Annotated in this window: 22 protein-coding genes; 13 read left to right on the plus strand and 9 right to left on the minus strand. The window is 55.8% G+C overall.

Features of this window, described 5'->3' with window-relative positions:
- Positions 1-38: 38 nt before the first annotated feature.
- The 5 genes from PQG80_RS21150 to PQG80_RS21170 form a co-directional block, all read right to left on the minus strand.
- Positions 39-470 carry a hypothetical protein gene (locus PQG80_RS21150; RefSeq protein ID WP_271753559.1) on the minus strand — a complete coding sequence of 144 codons (432 nt, stop codon included), beginning with the start codon at positions 468-470 and terminating at the stop codon, positions 39-41.
- Positions 467-1,921 carry an RCC1 domain-containing protein gene (locus PQG80_RS21155; RefSeq protein WP_271753560.1) on the minus strand — a complete coding sequence of 485 codons (1,455 nt, stop codon included), beginning with the start codon at positions 1,919-1,921 and terminating at the stop codon, positions 467-469. The genes PQG80_RS21150 and PQG80_RS21155 overlap by 4 nt, the downstream gene beginning before the upstream one ends.
- 244 nt (positions 1,922-2,165) lie before the next feature.
- On the minus strand, positions 2,166-2,849 hold the full coding sequence (locus tag PQG80_RS21160) for an ABC transporter ATP-binding protein (RefSeq protein WP_271753561.1): 684 nt from the start codon (positions 2,847-2,849) through the stop codon (positions 2,166-2,168).
- On the minus strand, positions 2,849-3,970 hold the full coding sequence (locus PQG80_RS21165; RefSeq protein WP_271753562.1) for an ABC transporter permease: 1,122 nt from the start codon (positions 3,968-3,970) through the stop codon (positions 2,849-2,851). The genes PQG80_RS21160 and PQG80_RS21165 overlap by 1 nt, the downstream gene beginning before the upstream one ends.
- Positions 3,971-4,089: 119 nt before the next feature.
- Positions 4,090-4,653, minus strand: coding sequence for a TetR/AcrR family transcriptional regulator (locus PQG80_RS21170; protein WP_271753563.1), 564 nt, complete (start codon positions 4,651-4,653; stop codon positions 4,090-4,092).
- A gap of 334 nt (positions 4,654-4,987) precedes the next feature.
- On the opposite strand from PQG80_RS21170, the gene PQG80_RS21175 reads away from it, so the two are divergent.
- From PQG80_RS21175 to PQG80_RS21195, 5 genes are all read left to right on the plus strand, one after another.
- Complete coding sequence (locus tag PQG80_RS21175) at positions 4,988-5,362, plus strand: hypothetical protein (RefSeq protein ID WP_271753565.1); 375 nt, start codon at positions 4,988-4,990, stop codon at positions 5,360-5,362.
- Positions 5,363-6,064: 702 nt separating this feature from the next.
- Positions 6,065-6,616 (plus strand): VanZ family protein, encoded by a 552-nt coding sequence (locus PQG80_RS21180; protein WP_271753566.1) that lies wholly within the window; start codon positions 6,065-6,067, stop codon positions 6,614-6,616.
- A 189-nt stretch (positions 6,617-6,805) separates the two neighbouring features.
- On the plus strand, positions 6,806-7,135 hold the full coding sequence (locus PQG80_RS21185) for an ArsR/SmtB family transcription factor (protein WP_271753567.1): 330 nt from the start codon (positions 6,806-6,808) through the stop codon (positions 7,133-7,135).
- Entirely contained in the window at positions 7,132-7,551 is a 420-nt protein-coding gene (locus tag PQG80_RS21190; protein WP_271753568.1) for an SRPBCC family protein, read from the plus strand. The genes PQG80_RS21185 and PQG80_RS21190 overlap by 4 nt, the downstream gene beginning before the upstream one ends.
- A gap of 22 nt (positions 7,552-7,573) precedes the next feature.
- Positions 7,574-7,924 carry a DoxX family protein gene (locus tag PQG80_RS21195; RefSeq protein WP_271753569.1) on the plus strand — a complete coding sequence of 117 codons (351 nt, stop codon included), beginning with the start codon at positions 7,574-7,576 and terminating at the stop codon, positions 7,922-7,924.
- Positions 7,925-8,000: 76 nt separating this feature from the next.
- Here the strand turns inward: PQG80_RS21195 and PQG80_RS21200 are convergent, their stop codons facing one another.
- The 3 genes from PQG80_RS21200 to PQG80_RS21210 form a co-directional block, all read right to left on the minus strand.
- Positions 8,001-8,378, minus strand: a complete 378-nt coding sequence (locus PQG80_RS21200) for a hypothetical protein (RefSeq protein WP_271753570.1) — start codon at positions 8,376-8,378, stop codon at positions 8,001-8,003.
- 141 nt (positions 8,379-8,519) lie between these two features.
- On the minus strand, positions 8,520-8,933 hold the full coding sequence (locus tag PQG80_RS21205; RefSeq protein WP_271753572.1) for a cupin domain-containing protein: 414 nt from the start codon (positions 8,931-8,933) through the stop codon (positions 8,520-8,522).
- A 21-nt stretch (positions 8,934-8,954) separates the two neighbouring features.
- Positions 8,955-10,007 carry an NAD(P)-dependent alcohol dehydrogenase gene (locus PQG80_RS21210; RefSeq protein WP_271753574.1) on the minus strand — a complete coding sequence of 351 codons (1,053 nt, stop codon included), beginning with the start codon at positions 10,005-10,007 and terminating at the stop codon, positions 8,955-8,957.
- 220 nt (positions 10,008-10,227) lie between these two features.
- Here PQG80_RS21210 and PQG80_RS21215 point away from each other — a divergent pair, with 220 nt between their 5' ends.
- The 6 genes from PQG80_RS21215 (at position 10,228) to PQG80_RS21240 (ending at position 19,423) form a co-directional block, all read left to right on the plus strand.
- Positions 10,228-10,776 carry a TetR/AcrR family transcriptional regulator gene (locus PQG80_RS21215; RefSeq protein WP_271753575.1) on the plus strand — a complete coding sequence of 183 codons (549 nt, stop codon included), beginning with the start codon at positions 10,228-10,230 and terminating at the stop codon, positions 10,774-10,776.
- Between the two features lie 138 nt (positions 10,777-10,914).
- A complete protein-coding gene (locus PQG80_RS21220; RefSeq protein ID WP_271753576.1) occupies positions 10,915-13,245 on the plus strand; it encodes an AraC family transcriptional regulator in 2,331 nt (776 codons plus the stop codon).
- A gap of 184 nt (positions 13,246-13,429) precedes the next feature.
- Positions 13,430-14,362 (plus strand): ABC transporter permease, encoded by a 933-nt coding sequence (locus PQG80_RS21225; protein ID WP_271753577.1) that lies wholly within the window; start codon positions 13,430-13,432, stop codon positions 14,360-14,362.
- Between the two features lie 35 nt (positions 14,363-14,397).
- Complete coding sequence (locus PQG80_RS21230; protein WP_271753578.1) at positions 14,398-15,264, plus strand: carbohydrate ABC transporter permease; 867 nt, start codon at positions 14,398-14,400, stop codon at positions 15,262-15,264.
- Between the two features lie 131 nt (positions 15,265-15,395).
- Complete coding sequence (locus PQG80_RS21235; protein ID WP_271753579.1) at positions 15,396-16,880, plus strand: ABC transporter substrate-binding protein; 1,485 nt, start codon at positions 15,396-15,398, stop codon at positions 16,878-16,880.
- A gap of 32 nt (positions 16,881-16,912) precedes the next feature.
- Positions 16,913-19,423: a right-handed parallel beta-helix repeat-containing protein gene (locus tag PQG80_RS21240; RefSeq protein WP_271753580.1), complete on the plus strand. Its 2,511-nt coding sequence runs from the start codon at positions 16,913-16,915 to the stop codon at positions 19,421-19,423.
- 494 nt (positions 19,424-19,917) lie between these two features.
- Here the strand turns inward: PQG80_RS21240 and PQG80_RS21245 are convergent, their stop codons facing one another.
- On the minus strand, positions 19,918-20,727 hold the full coding sequence (locus tag PQG80_RS21245) for a Nif3-like dinuclear metal center hexameric protein (protein ID WP_271753581.1): 810 nt from the start codon (positions 20,725-20,727) through the stop codon (positions 19,918-19,920).
- 314 nt (positions 20,728-21,041) lie between these two features.
- On the opposite strand from PQG80_RS21245, the gene PQG80_RS21250 reads away from it, so the two are divergent.
- Positions 21,042-22,643 carry a response regulator transcription factor gene (locus tag PQG80_RS21250; protein ID WP_271753582.1) on the plus strand — a complete coding sequence of 534 codons (1,602 nt, stop codon included), beginning with the start codon at positions 21,042-21,044 and terminating at the stop codon, positions 22,641-22,643.
- A gap of 49 nt (positions 22,644-22,692) precedes the next feature.
- Positions 22,693-24,432 (plus strand): cache domain-containing sensor histidine kinase, encoded by a 1,740-nt coding sequence (locus tag PQG80_RS21255; protein WP_271753583.1) that lies wholly within the window; start codon positions 22,693-22,695, stop codon positions 24,430-24,432.
- Positions 24,433-24,462: the final 30 nt, after the last annotated feature.

The raw sequence follows: 24,462 nt of genomic DNA on the forward strand, positions 1-24,462 counted from the left end.
GACGCACGTCCCTCCGGAATTTCCTCATTTTCTATTCTTTAATTACAATTCTCCTTCACTTCGACGTTATCGTTATGTATCGTGACGGTGGAATAGCCGGAGACGCTCTCCGTATACGAACAGACTGTTTTCTGGACCGTATCTCCGCGCGAATCGGTGTATTGGAGATAGATGCCGCCTTCGCCGGAAAGGCTCAAGCTGGGCTCGAGGACTTTCTCGCGTCCGGCTTTGATCGGTTTGTTGAAGGATTCTTTAGAGCCGCTCTTGACGATATTTCCCTTGGCGTCGTTGGTTAAGATGCCTGTCTCGACGGAGACGAGGTCGTAATCGGACTGATTGATGACGGTCACGGAGAAGCTTCGGAACTGCCGGAAAAACGAATCGTTCGTCTTCCATGCAAAAAAGAGGGACACCAGGAGAGCCGCTACGATGGAGGGGACCGCCAGCGTTATTAGGGTGCTTCGACTCATGTGTCCGATCCCCCCAACGAGACCGTATTCGTCGCCGCGTTTACGGATACGGAGACGCCCAGCTTCTCGCAAAGATACCGTAGCGGGAACATCGTCGTATTGGAGTAATTGCCGTTAACCGAGAATGGCTGCGGCGCGTCGGCCGCGATCCGTTCTCCGATCCGGTACTGTTTATCGCGCGTGTGGTAAGTAAGGGTCTTATCTCCCTTGGAGAAGCGCCACGTCGTATAGACCGCATTGTACTGATCGGGATCCGGCGCGGAGAAGTCGATCTGCACCTCGATCCCGAGGTCCTTGAACAGCTCCGAGCGGGACACATACAGCATGCCGTCGCGGTACATCGGAGACAACCCGACATTCGCCGGCGCGCCATGGATGGCAAAGCTCAGCGGCCTCTTCACTTGGACCGGCTTATCGAAGATAGAATGATTTGAACCATCGCCGGCATAGCCGCCGCCCCAACTATATACGGTCCCATCCTTCGCCACGGCTAGATTCAAGGCATACCCGGCATCTATCCGAATGACATGCGAGAGTCCCGCGACCTTGCCCTCTACCGTGCTGACCGTGCCGTCCGGGCGCAATGCCAACAACTCGCCGCCCGCGGAGATCGCGGCCGCGCCTTGCAGCGCGCTTAGCTTCGCCGGTTTCTTGCGAATATCCGCCAGCCCGTTAGTCCGGCCCCAGTTCCAGACGCTGCCGTCCGCCAGAAGCGCGTTCGAGCTGTATGTACCGGCGGCGATGGCCTTGGCCTTGCCGATTCCGGCGACGAGGTGCGGCGTAAATTGCATATCCTTCGTCCCATTGCCGATCGCGCCGTAATAATTGTAGCCCCACGTCCACACCTGCCCGTCGCGATCCAGCGCCATCATATGGTAGCCGCCCGCCGACACGGCAGCGATATGCTGCAAGCCCTTCACTTGTACCGGTATCCGCGCGTCTTGAGGCGTGCGGTTGGCGCCTTGCACATCGTTGCCGATCGTCCACACGGTGCCGTCGTTCTTGAGCGCCACCATAAGGTCCGACCCGGCGCTGATCGCGGCGATGTTCGAGAGTCCCTCGATCCGGGTCGGAGGTTCAACAGGGATGTTGTTCGACACGGTGCCCAAGGAGGAGCTGAATTGCCAGACGGTACCGTCTCTTAGCAATGCGTAGGAGGCACGTTCGGCGGCAACCGCCTGCTTCACGTTCGCAAGAGCAGACCACTTGGGCAGGTACTGCTCGTACAACGTGCCGTCGCCGAGCTGGCCGTCCTTATTGGCTCCCCAGCCGGCGGCGCGGCCGTCGGCGTATACGAGGAATTGCGCATTCCACCCGGCATCCATAGACACGATCCGATTCTTCTCGGTACTTGCGGCGGGTACGGTTGCGCGAGCGATTGCGGAGACAGATAGCAGCATGGGAAGGCAGAGCGAACCGATGCCGATCCGTCGAAGTAAAGCGCTGAACATGAACGAGCCTCCTTGGCTTGGTAGATGAATTCTCTAAATTGGACGAAATTGAGAAAAATTAGTTGCGCTGCCAAGAATTAATTCTGCCAAAAAGGAAGTATATAATCCGGCTGGGGGGGCTAACAGGAGCCATTGACAAAAAAAGAAACGGGATGGAGCAGAGCGCGCCTCTGCTTTCTCCCGTCCAACGCTGTCAGGAACTCGTATTCATTTTTTAGACAGCCGTGTGCATCCAATACGATTTTCAAAGGCGTACCAAACTCATCTTTCCGTCTTCCATACGGTATACATGGTTGCAATATTCAAGCATCCGTTCATCGTGAGTAACCATGATCGCCGCTTTCTGACGCGCCTTTACCTCTTTTTCGATGAGACTGACGACTTCATGTGCGCGTTTGGTATCCAAACTTGCCGTCGGCTCATCGGCCAGAATGACGTTAGGATCGTTAACGAGAGAGCGGGCGATCGCTGTACGCTGCTTCTCTCCTCCGGAGAGCTCTTCCGGGAAGCGCTGCAGCTTCGCGCCCATTCCCAGATCTTCCAGCAGTTTGACGGCCCATGCTTTATCCTTCGCTGTGACCTTCCCGGACATCTTCTTGACCAATAGCAATTGATCCAGCACGTTGAGATAGGGGACCAGGTTCGATGACTGCATAATGAACCCGATCTCCTTCAATCTGATGGCTGACAATTGCTTGTCCGGCAGCTTGGTAATATTCTGCCCGTTTAGTTCGACCTCTCCTTCGGAGGCTTGGAGCAGCGCTCCCGCGATAGACAAGAAGGTGCTCTTGCCGGAACCGGACGGCCCGATAACAGCGACCAACTCGCCCGGGGCCACGGAGATCGACACCCGGTCGAGCGCGGCAACCCGATGGCTGCCTTCGTCGTAATACTTGGAGATATTGCGCAGCTGCAGTCCTTTATTCATTACTCGACCCTCCCGAGCGCCTTCAGCGGATCAATTTTTGTGATTCTGCGTACAGATACCAATGAACTAAGCAAGGCTATGACAAGGAGAAGCGCAGAATAGGCGATGACTAGATTGGTTTCAAGCTTGAACGGCATGCCCTTTGGCATAACGGCGGCTGTCCCGTACGTGAGCATTACGGCCACGACTATACTGACCAGAGATAGTACGAAAACCTGAGAGATAATCGCCTTGCTCAAGAATCCGTTTTTCGCTCCGATCGCCTTCATGATGCCGAACTGGTTCGTTTTCTGGATGGTGATGACATAGAAGAATACGCCCAGAACGAATGCGGAGATCGCGAGCAGGAAGGCGAGCATCATCAGAATCGTGCCGTTCTCTTCTTTAAATCCGGGCATGCCCTGCACGGCCCCGGCACGAGTTGCCGTATCCGTACCCGATAGCTTGGCATCGACCGCGTCTGGATCAATCTTGTTGCCCTGCAGCATAATAGCGTTAACCGGATCCGCGATGCCTTTGTCGGAGCCAGGAGCGGCAAAGGCGATCTTGCGCCATTGAGACATCGGAGTGAACACGGCCGCAACGTGATTGTACGTTTGATTCTCGACAAATCCAACAATGGTCAGCGATTCCGCGGAACCGTCTAATTGAAAAGTATCGCCCAGCTTAAAGCCTTCATCCTTCATCGTCACATTCGCAATGACGTTTCCGGGATTGTCGGCAGAAAGGCGTTCCCCCTCAATGACGGCAGGCTCCAGGAAGCTGCCGGGTTCGATGCCGAGAACGGCAATGTCGACTTTATCGTCATTGTTATTGCTTTGGCCCTTGAGCGCTGTCGCCATCGAGCTCCCCATCGGCGCGGCGGCTGTTATATGGGGGATGTCCTCTGCTTCGTCCACCAGATTCTCCGACAGCAGCGATTTGCTCATGGATGACTGCGAGCCCTGTTGGAAAACGACATAATCCGTATCCATGTTTTTGAACACGGACGCGGCAAGGGACGACAAGCCGTTGCCCAAGCCTGAGAGGATGAACACCAGCCATGCGATCAGTACGAATATAATGACGATCATCGTAAACCTCGTCTTGCTGTGCATCATTTCTTTCATAGCCAAGAACATGTGATTCCAGCTCCCCGCCTCTTATAATTGACACATGTGTCTAAATTGGTGTGCGTCACCTGCGTCTGCAACCATTAAAGCATATAACCGACACTTGTGTCAAAAACGGTGGACCAACCTCAGCCTCTTGAGCCCCCGATCCATAATTGAAATAAAAAGCCGCTCCATTGATGCGGAGGGATGTTCATCATATTCGGCGTATTAATCAGGTTAAAAAACGTACCGACCAGGATCGGGAGGGGCATGTCTGTTCTTATTTTTTTTTCCTGCTGCGCGCGTTCGAACAAGCGGGAGAGCTGAACTTTGAGACTTGAATGCGCTTGTTCAACAAATTCAAGATCGTCAAGCGCCTTCACGTTGTCTGTTTTAATTTTGTGCGCATCTCCGAGGAGTTGATGAAGCTTGGATTCTTCTAAGTAAATGTGAAGCAAATGTTGGAGTGCCGTCATCGTGTCCGTCTCATCGAGGAGAGAGGCTTTATTTAAAACATCGGAAATCACGCGCTTCATACAAGCGGCAACGATCTCTTCTTTATTGGCATAGTATTGGTAAATCGTGCTTCGGGCTCCATGCAGATGCTGCGATAATAATTTGAGATGGAATCCGTCATACCCATGTTCGAGGATTAGCCTTTTTGTTACATCCAGCAGCTCGGTTTCCGTGAAGGATTGTTTTCTGCCCAATGGGGGTCGTCTCCTTTTCTTCAGGTACGATCAGTTTATCAAAAGAAAAGAGAAAACAACAACGGGATTCTTAAAGGGAGGTTATAGTCGCTGAGGAGATCATTCATATTTTATAATAGGTACCATGTGATACAAAATGATACAATTATGGTATATCGGAAGCGTCACATCTACCGTAAAGTGAACGGGGGTTAATCGTGAGAAGAGCGCTTTTTTAGCGATCGTAATGCTGTTATTACAGGTTGGGTGTAAATCTAACCCAAGTGGCGACGCTAGATTCGATCGATGGAGTCATGAATTTAAACAGGACGTTGATTTATGGTCATCTATTCATGTGAAAGTAATCGACGACAAGAATGAGATCCTTGAGACTTTGGACAGCGTCAATCCTCAGGATGCCGCCTATCTCTTGGCCGTTACATTTAGAACCGTGAATAAAGGAAAGGAAAAGGCGGAGCGGCTGGACGTTCGCTTTAATGAACCGACGCCTCTGTTGCAACTGAGCGGCAACACCTATAGCGGGGTGACAAACGGCGAGTTAGATACAAACGAGGCATATGAAGGACTTTATTATTTTACCTTTGAAAATCGGGAAGATCTTGCGTCGTTCGCTGCACGGGCAAGCGTCTCCGTCAAGTGGGTCAAAAATAATCAAAGCAACGAACAGAAGGTGATGTTGCCTAACCTGGTTGGATCGATACAGCGATAGGGGGCTAATGATACTTCATTTGTTATAAACGAACTCTGTATTCGGATGAGCGGGTGAGGGACTTTGAGCGTTGGTAGTCCGGCATTAGAATAGGTAACTCGCACGTACTGGCATCCGCTGCATGGAGTTACCTCGAAAAGTTAGGTAACTCGCGCCAATCAGCACTCGCGTGCCGTGAGTTACCTCGAAAAACAAGGTAACTCGCGCCAATCAGCACCCGCGAGCCGTGAGTTACCTCGAAAAACAAGGTAACTCGCGCCAATCAGCACCCGCGTGCTGTAAGTTACCTCGAAAAACAAGGTAACTCGCGCCAATCAGCACCCGCGAGCCGTGAGTTACCTCGAAAAACAAGGTAACTTGCGCCAATCAGCACCCGCGTGCTGTGAGTTACCTCGAAAAACAAGGTAACTCGCACTCATCAGCATCTGCGTGCATGGAGTTACCTCGAAAAACAAGGTAACTCACGAGTTGAGGTCACGATAGCCACGGAGTTACCTCGAAAAACAAGGTTACTCCCGCGCTGGAGCGCCGGTGGCCGCGGCACGCCTGCCGATGACCGCGCCAGCCCTTCGCAGGGCCGCGGAGTCACCTCCATAACCAACCTCTTAAGAAATTTTTATATAAAAGCCTGGAAAATTCTTAAACAATCTGAGCTAAGCTTTACCTTAACCGGTTACCAGTTGCCAAGGAGCGTGGAATGCATTGAACGCCAAATATCTGTCGGCCGCCTTGTGGTTGAAGCTCGGCGCGGCCGCGTTGTTTGCCGGCTACCTGTACGTCTTGATCAAGATCTTCCTGTTCAAGTTCGGCGATGTGGACTTTTCCCAGCTCGGACGCATGCTGCGGGAGACGGCGGAGCAGCCGCAGAGTATCGCGTACCGGTGGCGATTCGCCAACATGACGCCGCTCGCGTCGATCCGTGCGAACCTGGAGGCGCTGCCGCGCGTGCACGATACGCTTAATCTGTTCGGCAATATCGCGCTGTTCGCGCCGTTCGGGCTGTTCCTCGGCCTGTTCGCCTCCTGCCGTCTGCCCGCCGTGCTGTTCTACGCGCTGGCCGTCAGTCTGGCGCTCGAGAGCGCGCAGCTGGTCTTCGCCATGGGCAGCTTCGACGTGGATGACTTGATCTTGAACGCGCTCGGGGCCGCAGTCGGCTACGGACTGTTCGCGAGTACGGCTCTCGCGCGTGCGGCGAGGATCGCTAGCGGGGGCGTGCAGGCTAGAGGCCGCACCCCGAACCCAAGCCGCGTTTAAGCTGCAGCTACATACTACGCTATCGATCTAACGGAATGAAGCCGGCCAACCGCCGCTTCGTTCCGTTTTTTTACTAAGTCTACTCATCTATAAAAAGCCGTTGACACGACACCTATAGGTGTCCTATAATAAAAATGTCACCGAATGGTGTCCGGTTAGAGGATGACAGAGAACTTAGGAGAGGGTGTTGTGAGCGACGACAATCCGTTACGGGATGTGTTTGACGCGATCGCCGATCCGACCCGGCGCCGGCTCATCCGACTATTGGCTGAGGCGGAGGAAGTTCCGCTCCATGAGCTGACGAAGCAGTTCGCCATGGGCCGCACGGCGGTATCGAAGCACCTGGCCATCCTGAAGGAAGCCGGACTGGTCACGGACCGCAAGGTCGGCAGAGAAACCCGATTCAGGCTGAATGCTGCTCCGCTCAGCGAAGTCCAGGCCTGGGTCGCCGACTACAGCAAGTTCTGGAGCAAGAATCTATGGCGCTTGAGCCGACTATTGGAGGATGATGAAGTATGAGTTTAGCCCTGACCCTGGATTTTCAGTACACGACATCGATCGAGAAGCTGTGGTCTGCCTTGACCGATTCAAGCAAGCTGGCCAAGTGGGTGTCCAACATTCACAGCGGCGAGCCGATGGAGAATGACTTTGAGCCGGTCGTCGGACGCCGGTTCCAGTTTCGCACGCAGCCTTCCGAGTATTGGGACGGTATTATCGACGGGGAAGTGCTTATCGTAGAAGCGCCGAACCGGGTGTCCTATAGTTGGGCCAGCGGCGAAGAGAAGCACACGGTCACCTGGACGCTGCAGGACCTGGGCGACGGCAGGGTGAACCTGCATCTCGAGCAAACCGGATTTTCCAATATTCACGGTCTCGAAGGCGCCAAGTACGGCTGGAGCAAATGGTGCGGCGAGTTGGAGAAGGCATTGGCCTAAGCGGAAAGGGGAGAGGCTTTTCATGAATATCGTATTGATCGTACTGCAGACCTTCCTGATCTTCCCTATGGGCTTCGGCGGCGCAACCAAGCTGACCGGTTCGAAGAATTTCGTCGAGATGTTCGATTCGCTCAGACTGCCGCAATGGTTCCGGGTCGTGACGGGAATCGTCCAGATCGTGGGCGCCGTCGGACTGATCATCGGGTATTGGAAACCGGGGGTGCTCCTGTGGGCCGGCATTTGGATCGCCTTCACGATGCTGGTCGCCGTTCTGGCGCACATCCGAGTGAAGCATCCTGCGAGCAGTGCGGTACCGGCCTTGTTCATTACGCTGGTTGCAGTCGCGCTGATCGTCGTGAATGAGGTAGCGTGAAGAGGTATAGACCACCGGCAAATAGACGAGGGGAGGCGCAAGCCGCCCTTCGTCTTTTCTCGTGATTGGATCTTCGTTATGGATTCGGACTGAGAAAGGGGATCGTGCTCATCTCGGCCTGCGTGAAGCGCTGGTCCGTTACCAGATTCCCGAATTCATCGATGCCATAAACGGAGAGCAGGGCATTGGGCGTCGTAATGGAACCCACGTAGATCTGCACTTCATAGGCAACGTTGCCTGCAATAAAAAAGGTTCTGATGTCGTAGGAATTCACGGGGACGTCAAAAGAGGAAACGTATGCGGTATAAAAGGCGTCCGAGTCCACGGAAGCGAAAATTTTAACGATGACGCTGACCGGGAGAGAGGTATCCAAATTCCTTACGTTCAAGACGATGTTGGATGCGGCGGTTCCGAAGTCTCTCGTATTCGTGACCGTACCGGTTGAATAGGGCATGCTGATCACCTCCTCCCGGCGTAGAATGCTGTATAGTATGTAATTTCCAATCGTAGGTTTGGACAAGTGTCGTCCAAGAGGCCATTATAGATAAAAAGCTCCCGTCTCCAATGGAGACGAGAGCTTGAGAGCTGGCGCATTTCATTCACCTAAGCCGTCATAGTGCAGATCCGACACCGGCTCCAGCCATTCCGGCTTCCCGGCCGTTATGGTTATATGTTCGAACCAGCTGTCTTTGGAGGCGCCATGCCAGTGTTTTACGCCGTCATGGGTGACGATCACATCGCCGGCTTTTAAGGATTGAGCGGGTTTTCCTTCTTCCTGATACCAGCCTTCGCCGCCGGTTACTAACAACAGCTGGAATCCGCCGCGATGGATATGCCAATGATTGCGGCATCCCGGCTCGAAGGTTACATTTCCGACGCCCACGTTCACGTTAGGATCCGCCACTAATGTTTTCAGATAACTTTGTCCGACAAAGTACTGCGCAAAAGCTTCATTTTTATCGCCAACCGGGAAGATGACGCCATTCTTCACTTCTTCGTGCTTGGCCATTTTTAATGCCTCCCAATAAACTTAAGCCCCTTGCTCCATCGTGCTGATGTCGATGACGAAGCGGTAGCGGACATCCGACGCCAGCACGCGCTCCCAAGCCTCGTCGATCCGATCGGCAGAGATGACCTCGATCTCGGGGGCGATGCCGTGCTCGGCGCAGAAGTCAAGCATCTCCTGCGTCTCGCGGATGCCGCCGATCATCGATCCGGCGAACGAGCGGCGGTGGCCGATCAGCGAGAATACGTTCACGGACAGCGGCTCCGCCGGCGCGCCGACGTTGACGAGCGTGCCGTCCAGCGCCAGCAGCGACAGGTAGGCGCTCATATCGAGCTTCGCGCTGACGGTGTTCACGATGAGGTCGAACGAGCCCGCCAGCGTCTTAAATGTCTCCGGATCGCTCGTGGCATAATAATGGTCCGCGCCCAGCTTCAGACCGTCTTCTTTTTTCTTGAGCGATTGAGACAGCACCGTAACTTCAGCCCCCATCGCATGCGCGAGTTTCACGGCCATATGACCCAGCCCGCCGAGTCCGACGACGGCGACTCTCTTGCCGGGCGCGGCGCCCCAGTGGCGCAGCGGCGAATAGGTGGTGATGCCGGCGCACAGCAGCGGAGCGGCGGCGTCAAGCTCGATGCCGTCCGGGATCCGCACTACGAAGTCCTCCGTCACCACGATGTGGGTGGAGTAACCGCCCTGCGTATATTGCCCATATTTATCGATCGCGCCATAGGTGCCCGTCATGCCGTTCAGGCAGTACTGCTCCTCGCCCTGGTGGCAGTTCGCGCAGTGTCCGCAGGAGTCGACCATGCAGCCTACGCCGACCCGGTCGCCGACGGCATGCTTGGTGACGGCCTGTCCGACCTGGGCGACGATGCCTGCGATCTCGTGCCCCGGCACGAGCGGATATTCGACCGGGCCCCACTCGCCGCGCGCGGTATGGATATCGGAGTGGCAGATGCCGGCGTACTTAATCTCGATCAGAATGTCATGCGGCTGAAGCTCCCTGCGCTCGATGGCGGTCAGTTTAAAAGGCCCCTCGGGGCTAAAGGTAGCGCGTGCGTTAACGGCGATCATCGTAAAACCTCCTGAATGTTCATGAATGTCGTGGAGCTGCAGCGTGTATGGCCGCTTATGGATCGGGTCAACCACACACCTCGCATTTGTTTAGTCAACTCGTGTCTATTATTATAGGGGGACGAAGCGCACGATCAATGGTTAAAAAATCGCAGACTGTTCATATGTGAACAGATTCGGCGAATGTGTTGATTAACGGAGAAGGTCTGGTGGATGGACGGTGGCAAAAACGGATCGGAGAATACAAAAAACGCGCGAAGCCTTGCAGCTGGCCGTCATGGAGCTGATGACGGAAAAATGCTTCGACGACATTACCATTCAAGATATCGCGAACCGCGCCAACGTCAATCGCGGCACGATCTACCTTCATTACCAGGACAAGTTCGATCTCTTGGATCAGCTCATCGAATCTCATCTTCATGAGATGGGGGAGATGGACGCCTGGGCCTGCCGGTTGGATTGGTCGGATGCCCTGATTCCCTACTTTGAATACTTCGAGAAGAACTATCTGTTCTTCTCGACCATGTTGGCGGGCAAGGGGGCGCCGTCGGCATTCAGAACGCGGCTGCTCGCTGCGTTCGTCGAAGGCTTCAAAGGCGAGATCGACCGGGAGAGCGGGAAAAACGCGGACCTTAGCGAGGACGTCATCCTGCAGTATACCGGGATTGCCTATGTCGGCATGATCGAGTGGTGGATTCAGAACGGAATGCCGTACCCGCCTCAAGAGATGGCCAAGCAGGTCGGAGCGCTCCTAGGGAGGAGTCTCTGACCGCGGCTCCAGCGCTCCAGCGCCTTTAAATGATCGCAGACCCCGCCTATTGACATAGAAAACGAGATTTTTCAGTATCCAATACAGGAAGATTCTGAGATGATCGAAGATATACGGCTATAAAACGGGGCGATGGAGATGAAGTTGTATCAAATCCTTAAATCGAAAAAGTATTTGCTGCGCATCCTCCTTTCCATTTCGGTCATCACGGCGTTTATTTTGATCGGCTCATCCGTCTCCTTTTACTATCTGTCCACCAAATCCATCATCAAAATGCAAAAGGAATACCACGAGGCCACCCTGGCGCAGATCAACTATAACATCTCCTATATGGACGAGATCGCGAAGAACATGATTACCTTCCTGTTCTGGGACTCCGAGCTTACCGCCCTGAGAACGGATGAGAACGTCGAGATTCTGGATCTGGTGAAGAAGCTGAACAAGCTGGACACCATCGTGAGATCAAGCTCATTCCTGGATTCGATCGTCGTTTATAACGGCCATTCCAAGCAGCTCTTATCGGGCGGCAATGCCAAGTTCAGAAGCCAGGTTAGCGAAGAGTCCCGGCGATTGCTTCAATACCTGAATCACGCGGACATACAAAAGATGAAGCTCGTCCCCATGAAATTAACGGATTCGAGCACGAATATCGATTGGTTCTCCTATATCATCTATGAAGAGCTGGGACCGTATTCAGCCGGCGATAGCGCGCTGATCATTAATATTAAGCCGGAGTGGCTAATCAACAACATCAAGTTGATCAACGAATGGGCCGTCAAGCAAGAAGGCGCGATCATCCTGATGGACAAGGAAGGAAATAGGCTGAGCTCGAACGGCAAGCCGGGGGAGGATACGGAGCCGCTGCGGGCGGCGATTGAACAACATGCCGTACAGAATAGCTCGGGCGGCTATTTCATTCACGAGATCGGCGGCGAAAAACAAATCGTCTCGTATTCAAGCACGATTATTCCGGACTGGTATGCGGTAAGCTTGCAGCCTTATTCCGCCGTCATTCACAACACGCGACAAATCCGCAAATTGTCCATCGCGACCACCGTCATCTTCCTGTTGATGGCCGCCGTCGCTTCGTTTTTCGTGTCCCGTCGGTTGTATATGCCGGTGGGCCGTCTCTTCAGTCAGGTGAGGATCGGGCACGGCCACGAAGACAACACCGGCAAAGACGAGCTGTCTTTCTTGTCCGACACGTACAAGAGGGTCATGGATAACCTGCATGAGGTCACGCGGTTCCAGACCGATCATCGGGACATCGTGCAGATGTATTACTTCAGGAAAGTGCTTGCCGAGAGCGCGGATTACAATCAGGAACGATTCACCTCGACTGTGCGGCTGAACGGGCTTAACATCAGCGAGGAAGGCTCTTATTGCTTGCTGCTGATCTCGATGGACGGCATCGGGAAAATGAGCCGGCTGCTGCAAGCAAACGACATCAAGCTTTTCCACTTTGCGATCATGAACATCGCGGAAGAGATTATTAACCAAGAATACCGCTGCACGGGCGCCGAGATGAGAGCGGATCATCTCGTCTTCCTCGTGAGCGCCGGGCAAGCCCTGGATGCCGATCGATTGGTGGAGATGGTCAAGCAGATCCAGAACACCCTTTCCCGCTACTATAAGATTACGGCGAGCGCCGCCCTCAGCGATCCGTTCGACCGATATACGGAGATCACCGAGCAGTATGGCAGGACCCAGCAAGCGATTCGGTACAAGCTTGTGTTCGGCAGGGAGTCCATCATAACGCCCGGCATGATGGAGGACAATATCCGCCACGCCCCTTCGCACATGCCGCCGGAATTGGAGAGGAAGATCGTCGAGGGCATTAAATCGGGCGATTCGCAGCGGATCGATGCCTCCTTGGACAAGTTTGTTCAGTACCTCGCTAGCTGCCCTTACGATCAGATCATGACGAATATCATGCAGATCACGATCACCATCAGGCAGACGTTAAAGGAAATGAACGACCACCGCGTGCTGCCGATCGATATCGACATGAATGCGCTCAGCATGAGAATCTGGGAAATGGAATCGCTGGAAGAGATCCGTCAGGTCATCCTGCAAAGCATGAAGGAAATCAACCAGCAGAAAACCGACGATTCGGGGGGGCGCAACGATATTCTCGTCACCACCATCAAGGATATCGTGAGGCAGAATCATGCGGATCTCAACTTAAGCCTGCAAACGATTGCGACGATGATGAAGCTGTCCGCCGACTATATGGGCCGAATGTTCAAGAAAAGCGAAATGATGTCCGTCGCCGACTACATCAACGAGGTCCGGTTGAACCATGCCAAGGAAATGCTGGAAAACGAGAAATACACGATAACCGAGATCATGGAAAAAGTCGGATTCGCCAATCAGAGCTACTTTTTTAAATTGTTCAAGAAGAAGTTAGGCTCTACGCCGGGCGACTACCGTTTGAAAAAATCGCTGCACAAACAAGGATTGTCGTAGGATCCGGAGGCTGTCTTGCGGCTGGCGCCCGCAGGGCGGCTATTTTTTTGCGGCTGCACGTTCACGTAAAGAAAACCCCGAAAATTGCACGCGATTCACCTAATTATTCCGGGATTTTGCACTAGGAAAAAGAATGGAATTTGATGACAATGAAGGCAGCAAACCAACTATGGGATTTGACGAGGTGAACGAATTGGGGAAGCGAATCAGAAGCGAATGGGGCTTATTTAAAAAAAATTACGAGCTGTTTACCTTGGGATTGCCGGGACTCGCGTTCATCTTCATCTTTTCCTACTTGCCCATGCTGGGGATCATCATGGCGTTCAAGGATTTTCATTACGATAAAGGGATCTGGGGAAGCGCATGGGTCGGGTTCAAAAACTTCGAATTCTTTTTCGTTTCCGATACCGCGTTCAGGATTACCCGCAATACCGTGTTGTACCAAGCCGGATATCTTTTCTTTACGACCGTCTTCTCCCTGGCCTTCGCCGTCATGCTGAACGAGATATCGAGAAAATCGGTCAAGGTGTATCAGACCGCTTTGTTTCTACCCTATTTCTTATCCTGGGTCGTCGTGTATTACATCGTATTCACGCTGCTGGATCTGAAAAACGGGTTGCTGAACACCGTGCTTGCCGCATTCGGCGCCGAGCCGCACAACTGGTATCTGGAGTCGGGGCCCTGGCCGTACATCCTGAACATCGTGAGCCTGTGGAAAAATATCGGCTTCAGCACCCTCGTCTATTTTGCCGCCATCATCGCGATCAGCCCGGAATATTATGAAGCCGCCCGCATCGACGGGGCAACGAGATGGCAAATGGCCAGAAAGATTACGATTCCGCTCATAACGCCGATCATCTCGATCCTGCTCATTCTATCCGTCGGAGGTTTGGTCTCGGGAGACTTCGGACTGCACTACTTCATCCCGAACAACTCGGGGATGACGTTCCCGACGACCGACATTATCGACACGTACGTGTACCGGGCGCTCACCAAGTTGGGCGACGTAGGCATGGCTTCGGCAGTCGGATTGTTTCAATCCACGGTAGGATTGGTCCTGGTGCTGCTCGCGAATGCGATGGCCAAGCGGCTGAACCCGGAAAATTCACTATGGTAGGTGATCCTGTGACGCCGGCTGCGAACCAAACATCCATGGCGAATATCCTCATTCATGCTTTGTTTATCGTGGTATTTCTGGCGATGCTGCTGCCTTTCCTGCTGGTCCTCGCCATCTCCGTCACGCAGGAGAATTCCTTGATCCGGCACGGCTACCGGTTAATCCCCGCCGTATTCAGCCTGGATGCGTATTCTTACATCTTCAGGTCGCCGCTGCTTCTCGTGCGGGCCTACTGGATCACGATCCAGACGACGATTCTCGGGACGCTGGGGAGCCTCATTCTCACCTCGCTGACGGCTTACGTGGTTTCCCGCAAGGATTACCGCTATGTGCGCGGCACGACCTTCTACGTATTTTTCACCATGTTGTTTAACGGGGGTCTCGTTCCTTCCTATATCTTGATGACGCAGTATCTTCATCTGAAGGATACCATCTGGGCGCTTATTCTGCCGGGCATGCTGACTCCCTTTTATATCTTGATCATGAAGGGATTTATCGGGGAGATTCCCCGCGAGCTCATCGAGTCGGCCAAGGTGGACGGCGCGAGGGAATGGCGGATTTTTTTCCGGATCGTGCTGCCCTTGTCCAAGCCCGCGCTCGCGACGCTCGGTTTGTTCATCGCCTTTAACTATTGGAACTCCTGGTTCCCGGCGCTCTTGTACGTCAACAACGAGCGACTGGTCCCGATACAGCTTCTGCTTACCCGCATGATGAACACGATTAACTTTCTGAGCACCAATTCGCAGTTCATGTCCGGCATCTCGATCGATACCTCCAAGTTCCCCAACCTGTCGGCGAGGATGGCCATGACCGTTCTGGCGGCAGGTCCGATGATGTTCGTATTCCCGTTCTTTCAGAAATACTTCGTCAAAGGATTAACGGTTGGCTCGTTGAAAGGCTAAACTGCGGAATTAGTATCCGCAAGGGCCCTGCGGATATTTAATTTGATTGGCCATGCACGTATCACTAAACGGGAGGTCAGCTTGTAATGCCAACAAAAAAAATCAGTCAGCGGAAGTTAGGAATCGTATTGATGCTCTTAGCGCTTTTTGTAAGCGCTTGTTCATCCAAGGCGGATTCTCCTTCGGCATCCGGGGAGTCAGACGCTCCGTCATCCGGATCGTCCGGGAGCGCGGCGGCGCCAAGCGCCGAACTGCCTCCCGTCAAGTTGACCTATTATTTCCCGCAGGGGGAGCTGCAGAAGGACTACGCTTCCGTCGAAGAGGCCGTCAATCAATATATTCAGCCGAAGTTGAACGCGACGGTCAAATTCATGCCCGTGGTATTCGGCGATTACGAACAAAAGCTGAACACCATCGTATCGTCGGGAGAAAACTTCGATATCGGCTGGACGTCCAACTGGATGTTCAACTACGAGAGCAACGCGGAAAAAGGCGCTTTTCAGGATCTGGGCGAGCTGCTCCCTAAATACGGCGCCGATTTCATGAAAAGCTTGCCTGAATCCGTCATCGAAGGCTCCAAAACGTCGAAGGGCAAGCTGATGGCGATACCGAACTACCAAGTGGCGGCTAAAGCCTTTGGCTTCGTCATTCAGAAGGAATACCTCGAGAAATATAATTTCGATGTCAATTCGATCAAGTCGTTCGAGGACTTGGAGCCCTTCCTGGAAGTGATTAAGAAAAACGAACCGGACGCGATCCCCTACTTCTCCTTAGGCAATTCCTTTTCGGCCATCGCTCATGGCTATGCGGGCATCGATAATACGTACTACAAGAAGGGCGATCCGGACTATAAGCTCATTCAACTGGAGTCGGTGCCGGAGTATATGACGCATACCCAGATGCTGTACGATTGGTTCAACAAAGGATATATCCCCAAAGACGTCGCCACCGCGAACTTCGATGAGACGCTGAAAACGGGAAAAATCGTCTCCTATGTCGACTGGACCCTGCAGCCTGGCGGTGAAGCGAATATTTTCAGCCATAACGGCGGGCACGAGGTGGTATTCGTTCCGCTGACGCAGCCTGAATTCTCGGGCGTCCAGCCGACGATGACCTTTATCAGCCGCACCTCCAAAAATCCGGAGAGAGCCATGATGTTCCTGAACCTGATGAACACGGATTCTAAATTGTTCAATCTGATGGCGTACGGGATCGAAGGCAAGCATTATGACAAAGTCGGAGCGAATACCATCAAGCTCAAGCCGGAGGGCGGCTATGCCCCCGACGTAGGTTGGGCGATGGGCAACGTCATCATCGGTTATCTGAAGGAAGGCCAGCCGGAGGATACGTGGCAAAAAACGATCGAGCTCAACAATACGGCTTTTGTACCGGATATCTTCGGCTTCAGCTTCGATCCTTCCGGGGTCAAGACGGAAATAGCCAACCTCGACGCCGTATTCAAGGAATACGATGACGCGGTGAAGTCGGGATCCGTCGACCCGGCCGTCTATCTGCCCAAGATGGTCAATGCGCTAAAGAAAGCAGGCTCGGAAAAGGTGCTGCAGGAACGGCAAAAACAGCTGGACGAATGGTTGAAGAGCAAGGGAAAAAAGTAACGCATTCCACTTTCGATAAGGAGAAGTGAATCATGCGAAAAATTTTCGGAACGATGCTCGGTTTAGTTTTGTCCGCGAGTCTGGTATTTACCGTAGCGCCCATGAACAGAGCGAACGCGGCTACGATTAACGTGAGCGGCTTCACGGCCGCGGCGATCAATAATGCGATTACCGCAGCCGCATCCGGAGACACCGTCTACTTTCCAGCCGGGACTTACAACATTACCTCTCCCATTACAGCGAAGTCGGGCATTAAACTGATCGGCGCGAGTCAGGCCACCACCATCATAAAGTACACGGGAACTTCCGAAGCGGCAATGCTGTATACCAACGGCGCTTCGAATCTGGAGATCTCCAACTTAACCTTCGACGGCAACAACAACGTGAATGCCGCGCAAGGAATCGATGGGACGAACGGTACGGCATTGTGGATTCACCATAATACGTTCAAGAACTTCACGGGCTCCGCTCCGGACGATTGGGGACCGATGGGCATTACTTTTTATGGAGACGTGGCCACGCAATCAGGCGGGGTGACCAACTCCACGATCGAATCCAACACCTTCACCAATATTGCCGTCAATTCGAATTGGGGAGGGGCGATCCGGTTCGAGAGCGGTTCCTCCGGCAACAAAATTATCGGAAATTCGATCACGAATACGGGGCGCGGAGGCATCTTCTGCGCCGCCGGTTCAACGAATACGGTAATTCGCGGCAATACGATTGCGGGAAGCGGACAGTCCGCGGAGGGACTCGGGATCGAGCTGTATAACGGCTGCAATAATTCCATCGTGGAAGACAACGTTGTCGATCACTGGATCAGCCTGGACTCCACCAACAACGTGAGCATTCGCCGCAACACCATCGGCAGCACGACCGTATTGGGTACGCCGGGGATCGAGATCATTAAATCCTCCTACGTCGTCTCGACCGACAACACGATCAATGGCGGCCAGGCGTTCGGATTCTCCATCGCATCGCCGGCGTCCCAAGCCGACGGCTACAATTTTTACGGGAATAACACCGTGAGCAACATGACGCAGTGGGGGATTCAGCTCCAGGGCGCGGCTGGCGGCGATATTCTCAATCAATACTTTTATAACAACCGTTTCCTGAATACGTACGTCAACCATCCGAGCGCGCCATATCCCGGATACGCGGGCCATGGCTTCCGTACGAACGGCTATACGAAGAACGTAACGCTCGAGAGCAACGAGATGTCGAGCAATCAGGCATACGGCATCGAATTCGCGCCGAATGCCGGCGTGGAAGGGTACAGCTTCGTCAACAATAAGATTCAAAACAACGCGGGCGCTTCGATTAACGTCGATCCGAGCATGAGCAACCTGGAATGGAGCGGGAATACGGTGTCGGGCAACGGTACCAATACCCAGCTGACCTCCAGAGGCTACGCCGGCAATGCGAAGCCAACCGCCAACTTCACGGCCAGCGCCACTTCCGTGAATACCAATCAGACGGTCACGTTCACGAATACGTCTACCGATAACGGCAGCATCGCGAAGTCTCTGTGGGACTTTGGCGACGGCATTCCGGTATCCACGAACGGAACCGGCAGCGTGTCCCACGCTTATCCGAACGCCGGTACGTACAAGGTCACGCTGATCGTATGGGACAACACGGGCAGAGCGGCGCGAAAGGAAACGACGATCACCGTGGGGGCGACGACCTCGGTGCAGATCAAGCTTACGGGAACCATCTTCAGCGACGGGGGCGGGGCACAGGGCACGACTCCGACCGCCAACAAAGTATATGACGGCAACACCGCGACCTTCTACGATGCGGCCACGGCCACGGGCGCGTACGCCGGTATCGATCTGGACGCCGGCAATGCCAAGGCCATAACGAAAATCAGGTTTTATCCGAGGGACGGCCAAGCGGCCCGCATGGTCGGAGGCAAGTTCCAGGGGTCCAATACGAGCAGCAGCAGCGGATTCACGGACTTGTACACCGTGACTACGCAGCCTGCTAATGCTGCCTGGGCTGAAGTCTCTATCTCCAACAGCACGCCTTACCGGTATTTAAGATACATCGCCGCCGGCGCGAATAGTTACGGCAATGTCAGCGAAGTGGAGTTTTACGCCACGGTCGCGGTTCCAACGACGCCGTCCGCTAAGCTTGCGGGAACGTTGTTCAGCGACGGGGGGGCGGCCTACGGAACGTCGACAGCCGATAAGGTATACGACGGCAATACCGCGACCTTCTACGACTCCGTGTCGACCACCGAGGTGTATGCGGGGATCGATCTGGGCGCCGGCAATGCCAAGACGGTGACGGAAATCCGGTTCTATCCGAGAGCGACCACGGCGGAAACGTTGGCTCGCATGGTCGGCGCCAGGTTCCAGGGCTCCAACACGAGCAGCAGCAGCGGGTTTACGAACTTATATACCGTAAATGCGCTGCCCACCGCCGCAGGTTGGATTGAAGTGACTATCTCCAGCAGCACGCCTTACCGATATCTGCGGTATATCGGCGGCAACGATAGTCACGGCAATGTCGGCGAGGTGGAGTTCTGGGGCTATTAAGGCCGATGAACGGCAGATTGGAGTATGACCGGACGGCGAGCGTCTGCGACGGGGCGCTGCCGGTCGGGGAATGAGTAACCGGCGGCATGACCGCTCTGAATAGCGTGATCTCATTGAACGCCGGTTAAGCGGAGGAAAGGTACGGTCCCCTGTAGAAGTACGGGGGGCCGTACCTTTTTCTCATTGGCATCGAGGGAGTCGAGGGTGGCGTTAGTGCCCAAATGTAACTATCGCCGCGGCACTCGAGGGAGTCGAGGGTGTCGTTAGTGACCAAATGTAACTATCGGCGCGGCATCGAGGGAGTCGAGGGTGTCGTTAGTGACCAAATGTAACTATCGGCGCGGCATCGAGGGAGTCGAGGGTGCGTTAATGCCCAAATGTAACTAACGGCACGGCATCGGGGGCACGAGGGTGGCGTTAGTGACCAAATGTAACTATCGGCGCGGCATCGAGGGAGTCGAGGGTGGCGTTAGTACTTAAGGTACTTCCCCCATCTACAGCAACCGCAGCGCCGGGCGGTCGGCGAGCCAATGGACCGGCACCTCGGGGCACGCGCGCCGAAGCCGCCGGGCCACGAGACACATGCCGGGCGCTTCGCTTTCGGCGTGGCCGATGAATAGCAGCGCCTTCGCCGCGCCCAGGCGCACGGCGTCCCGCACGTACTCGGGCGTCTCCCACTCGGGCCCTTCGCCGGCGACGAGCAGGTCCAGCCGCTGCTCGAGCAGAAGCGGCACCGCGAGCCCGCCGCCGCCCCGGTAGCCGGCGAGCACGCCGATGCGCCGGCAGATCGCGCCTGGGTCGCCCGCGAAGCGGACGGCCGACAGGCCGAGCCGCGACTTGACGTGCGCGGCCGTTTCGTCCGCCCGCATCGCCGGGACGGCGAGCACCGCCGCGGCGGGCAGCATCCGCTCGAGCGCCGCCTTCCAGCCGAGCGCCCGGACGAGGCCGAGCGTGATCGGATCGGGCGTCTCGCGATGGCAATAGTCATGATGGCGGTAGATGCTGATACCGCTCCGGTGCAGCAAGTCCCGTTTGCGCGCATAGACGGGATCGTCCGCCGGGAGGCGCTCTGACATCCGATGGCTGTAGTAGACGCCCTCGTGGGCGATGAGCAGATTGGCACCGAGCGCCGCCGTGCGCTCTATGATCTCGACCGACGGCATAAAGGCGACGGCCGCGCCGCTGACCGGCGTATCGGGATCGCCGGGTCCGAGCAGGACGTCGACCGTGTCCGCGACGGGCGGCGCGTCGCCGCGGAGCTGGTCGATGAGGTCGCGTATCGTTAGAGGCAGGGTAAGAGGCATAGACAGAATCATCCGCTTTCCGGCGAGAATGGTCCCGCTGCCTGTCGGCGCGGAAGTGGGGCGCCTTTATTTTATAAGACCGCCCGTACGCGGCCAACCCCGCAATCCTTCGATCGGCACCCGCAAAGTTTAGAACTTAAAGTCATGCAAGCAGTTTGTTAAATTTACGAAGAACCGCCTATAGATTTGAAAGTGCGGTCCGGGCGGCGATGCGCTACAATAAGAGCAGCGAAAAAAAGAAGGAAGCCGGGCTTCCTCTCACATGAAAAATGAAAGCGATTGCAAACGGCGGTCAAGCCGGGCGGGAGGGTGCCGTGAGGAAGATTATTCTGGTGGACGACGAGATGTTCGCCCGCAAGGGGCTGGCGGGCTTGATCGCTTGGGAGCAGTACGGCTTCGAGGTGGCGGGCGAGGCGGAGGACGGGGAAGAGGCGCTGGCGCTCATCGGGCGGATCGCGCCGGACGTCGTCGTCACCGATATCCGCATGCCCGTTCTGGACGGCCTCGAGCTGATCCGGGAGGCGAGGGAGCGCGGCTATCCCGATACCCGATTCATCATCATCAGCGGCTACAGCGACTTCAAGTACGCGCAGCAGGCCGTGCGCTTCGGCGTACAGGATTATCTGCTCAAGCCGATCGACGAATACGAGCTCATCGCCTGCCTCGTCCGGATCGGCGAGGAGCTGCGGCGCGAGCAGGCGCGGGCCGCAGCCGAAGACGCGCTGCGGCGGCCGTCGTTGTTCGAGGCGCTGCTGGCGGGTCGCGCGGAGGAGCGGGCGGACGAAGCGGGCCATGACGCATACCGCGACACATTCGGCTGGCCGGCCGGCTTATGCTACCGCTACTATGCCGTCGAGCTCAACGACGCGCCGCCGGAGGAGGACGAGGCTGCCGCGCTCCGCCGCGCGGGCGACGTCGAGCGGGCGCTCGTCCGCGCCATCTCCGGCGCGAGCGCAGTGCCGACGCCCTCCGCCGAGCCCTACGTTCACTATCGCAGCCGCTATGAGCTGGCCTTGCTCGTGCCCGGCGCATCCGAGGCGCGCGAGGCGCACGCGGTGGGCGAGCGTCTCGCGCGGGCGGCAGCCTGCGGCGACGGCACCGTGCCGCGCGTCTACGTCGGCGAGTCCGTGACCGGGCTCCCGCAGGCGCGCCGGTCCTATCTGACCGCGCAGGAGACGCGCAAGCACAAGTTCGCCAGGGACGACGAGACGGTCCTGCTGTACGAGGCGGTGCGGGACGAACCGCCAGGCATCCGCCGCGAGCTCGACGCAGCGCTGTACGCGGCGCTGCTCGAGGGGCTCGAGGAGCATCGCCTGGACGCGATGCGGGGCGCCGCTGACCGGATGCTCGCGGCGTTCCGCGAGCAGCGCTTCCCGCCGGACGCCGTGGCCGCGGCCGTATCCCGCGCCGTGTACGGCGCGACCGGCATCGTCCGCACGATGCAGGGCGACGAGCGCGAGCTGCGAACGATGAACGCCGCGCTCGCTTGGCAGGACGCCCCGCGCACGCTCGCGGGCCTCCGCGGGCTGCTCTTGTCCTTCCTGACCGAGTGCGCCGGTTATATCTCGTCGCTGCGCGAATCGATCGGCAAGGGCGACATCGCCAAGATCAAGGCGTACATCGACCGTCATTTCAGCGAGAATATCAGCCTCAAGAGCATCGCGCAGCGCTATTATATGAATTCCGTCTATCTCGGACAGCTGTTCAAGAAGACGTACCAGGTCTACTTCAACGATTACCTGCTGCAGCTGCGCATCCAGGAAGCCAAGCGTCAGCTGCGCCAGACCGACAAGAAGGTGTACGAGATCGCCGCGAGCGTGGGGTTCTGCAATGCCGACTACTTCGTCACCCAGTTCGAGAAGGTCGAGCGCAAGACGCCGACCGAGTACAAGCACGCCATTCTGGAAAAGATCTGAACGCCGCCGGGGGTAGGGAATGCGATTGATGGGGAAGAGAGCGATCGGCTTGAACGATATCAGGCTGCGCAACAAAATGCTGATCGTCTATTTTTTGTCCGTGTTCATACCGGTCGTGCTGACGAACGTCATCTTCTACAATATCACCACCAACAACGTCAAGAAGCAGAAGATGCGGGACATCTCGCTGGCCATCGAGCAGATCCGCAACGACTTCATGACGCAGGTCAACGTGGCCGTCGGGATCTCCGCCGTCATCTATAACGACGCGCTGCTGATCGAATACATGGACAAAAATTACGACGTTCCGTCGGATTACGTATATAACTATCAGACCTATATCATCAGTATGCTGAACAAGTACAGCCCCGTCTACGAAGCGATCCAGCGCATCACCCTGTACTCGAACAACGATACGCTCATCTACGGCGGCCAGGTGGACCTCGTCACGGCGCGGACGAGAGAGCAGCCGTGGTATCGGCTGGTCCGCGACTCGCCGCTGTCCGCTCCCATCGTGCTGCGGACGACGTCCGACTATCCCGGCGCCACCGGCGACATGCTGAGCGTCGTCCGCAAGATCGGCGGCAGCGAGGGGACGGAGCCTTGGGAGAAGTACATGAAGATCGATCTCCATCCGGAAGCGATCAAGGAGATGTTCCACAACGTGACGCTGGAGGGGGATCTGTTCCTGCTGCAGGGCAACGAGATCCAATACGCGACCAACCCCGGGATCGATCTCGCGCAGACGGTCGACTTTGCCGCGTCTCCGGTATCCAAGGATACGATCGTCATCGACGAGGACTTCCAGGACGTCCCTTATCTGTCCGATTGGCGGATCGTAGGCCGGTTCAAGGAATCCGCGGTGCTGGAGGAGGTGCGCAAGTCCAAGTACTTCGTGCTGTATCTGGCCGTCCCCAACGTGCTGCTGCCGACGCTCCTGATCATTTGGTTCACGCGGTCGCTGAGCGCGAGGCTCGTACGGATCCTCAAGCATATGAAAAAGGTTAAAAATCATTCGTTCGAGACGATCGCCCTGCAGGACGCCCAGGACGAGATCGGGCAGCTCACCGCCGAGTTCAACCGGATGACGCTGCAGATCAAGAGCCTGATCCACGACGTCTACCTCGCGGACATCCAGAAGAAGGAGCTGCTCATCAAGCGCAACCAGTCCCAGCTTCATGCCCTGCAGAGCCAGATCAATCCGCATTTCCTGTTCAATTCGCTCGAGACGATCCGCATGCGCAGCCTGATAAAGAAGGAAGACGAGACGGCGCGCATCATTCATAGCATGGCCAAGATATTCCGCAAATCGCTGGCCTGGGGCAAGGATTGGGTGACGATCCGGGACGAGCTCGATCTCGTCGCCTGCTTCCTCGATATCCAGAAGTACCGGTTCGGGGACAAGCTCGATTACCGGATCGATGCCGACGAGTCGGCGCTGGGCCTCATGATCCCGAAGATGACCCTGCAGCCGCTCGTCGAGAACGCGAGCATCCACGGCATCGAGAAGCTGAAGGAGGGCGGGCTCATCCGGATCGCGGTCAGCAGCACGGGCGAGGGGCTCGTGTGCACCGTGAGCGACAACGGCGCGGGCATACCGCCGGCCAAGCTGGCGTCGATCTTGAGCGAGCTCGAGCAGAGCGAGGATATCGGCGAGAGCGTCGGCATCAAGAACGTCTATTACCGGCTGAAGCTGTATTACAAGGATCAAGTCGACTTTAAAGTGACAAGCAAGGAAGGAGAGGGGACCGAATTCCGCATTGCGGTGCCGGGGGAAGTTTCCGGCTAGACGGCCTCTCGACTGCTGCGCCTGCATAAT

This window comes from Cohnella rhizoplanae (genome assembly GCF_948329515.1).
Classification (GTDB): domain Bacteria; phylum Bacillota; class Bacilli; order Paenibacillales; family Paenibacillaceae; genus Cohnella; species Cohnella rhizoplanae.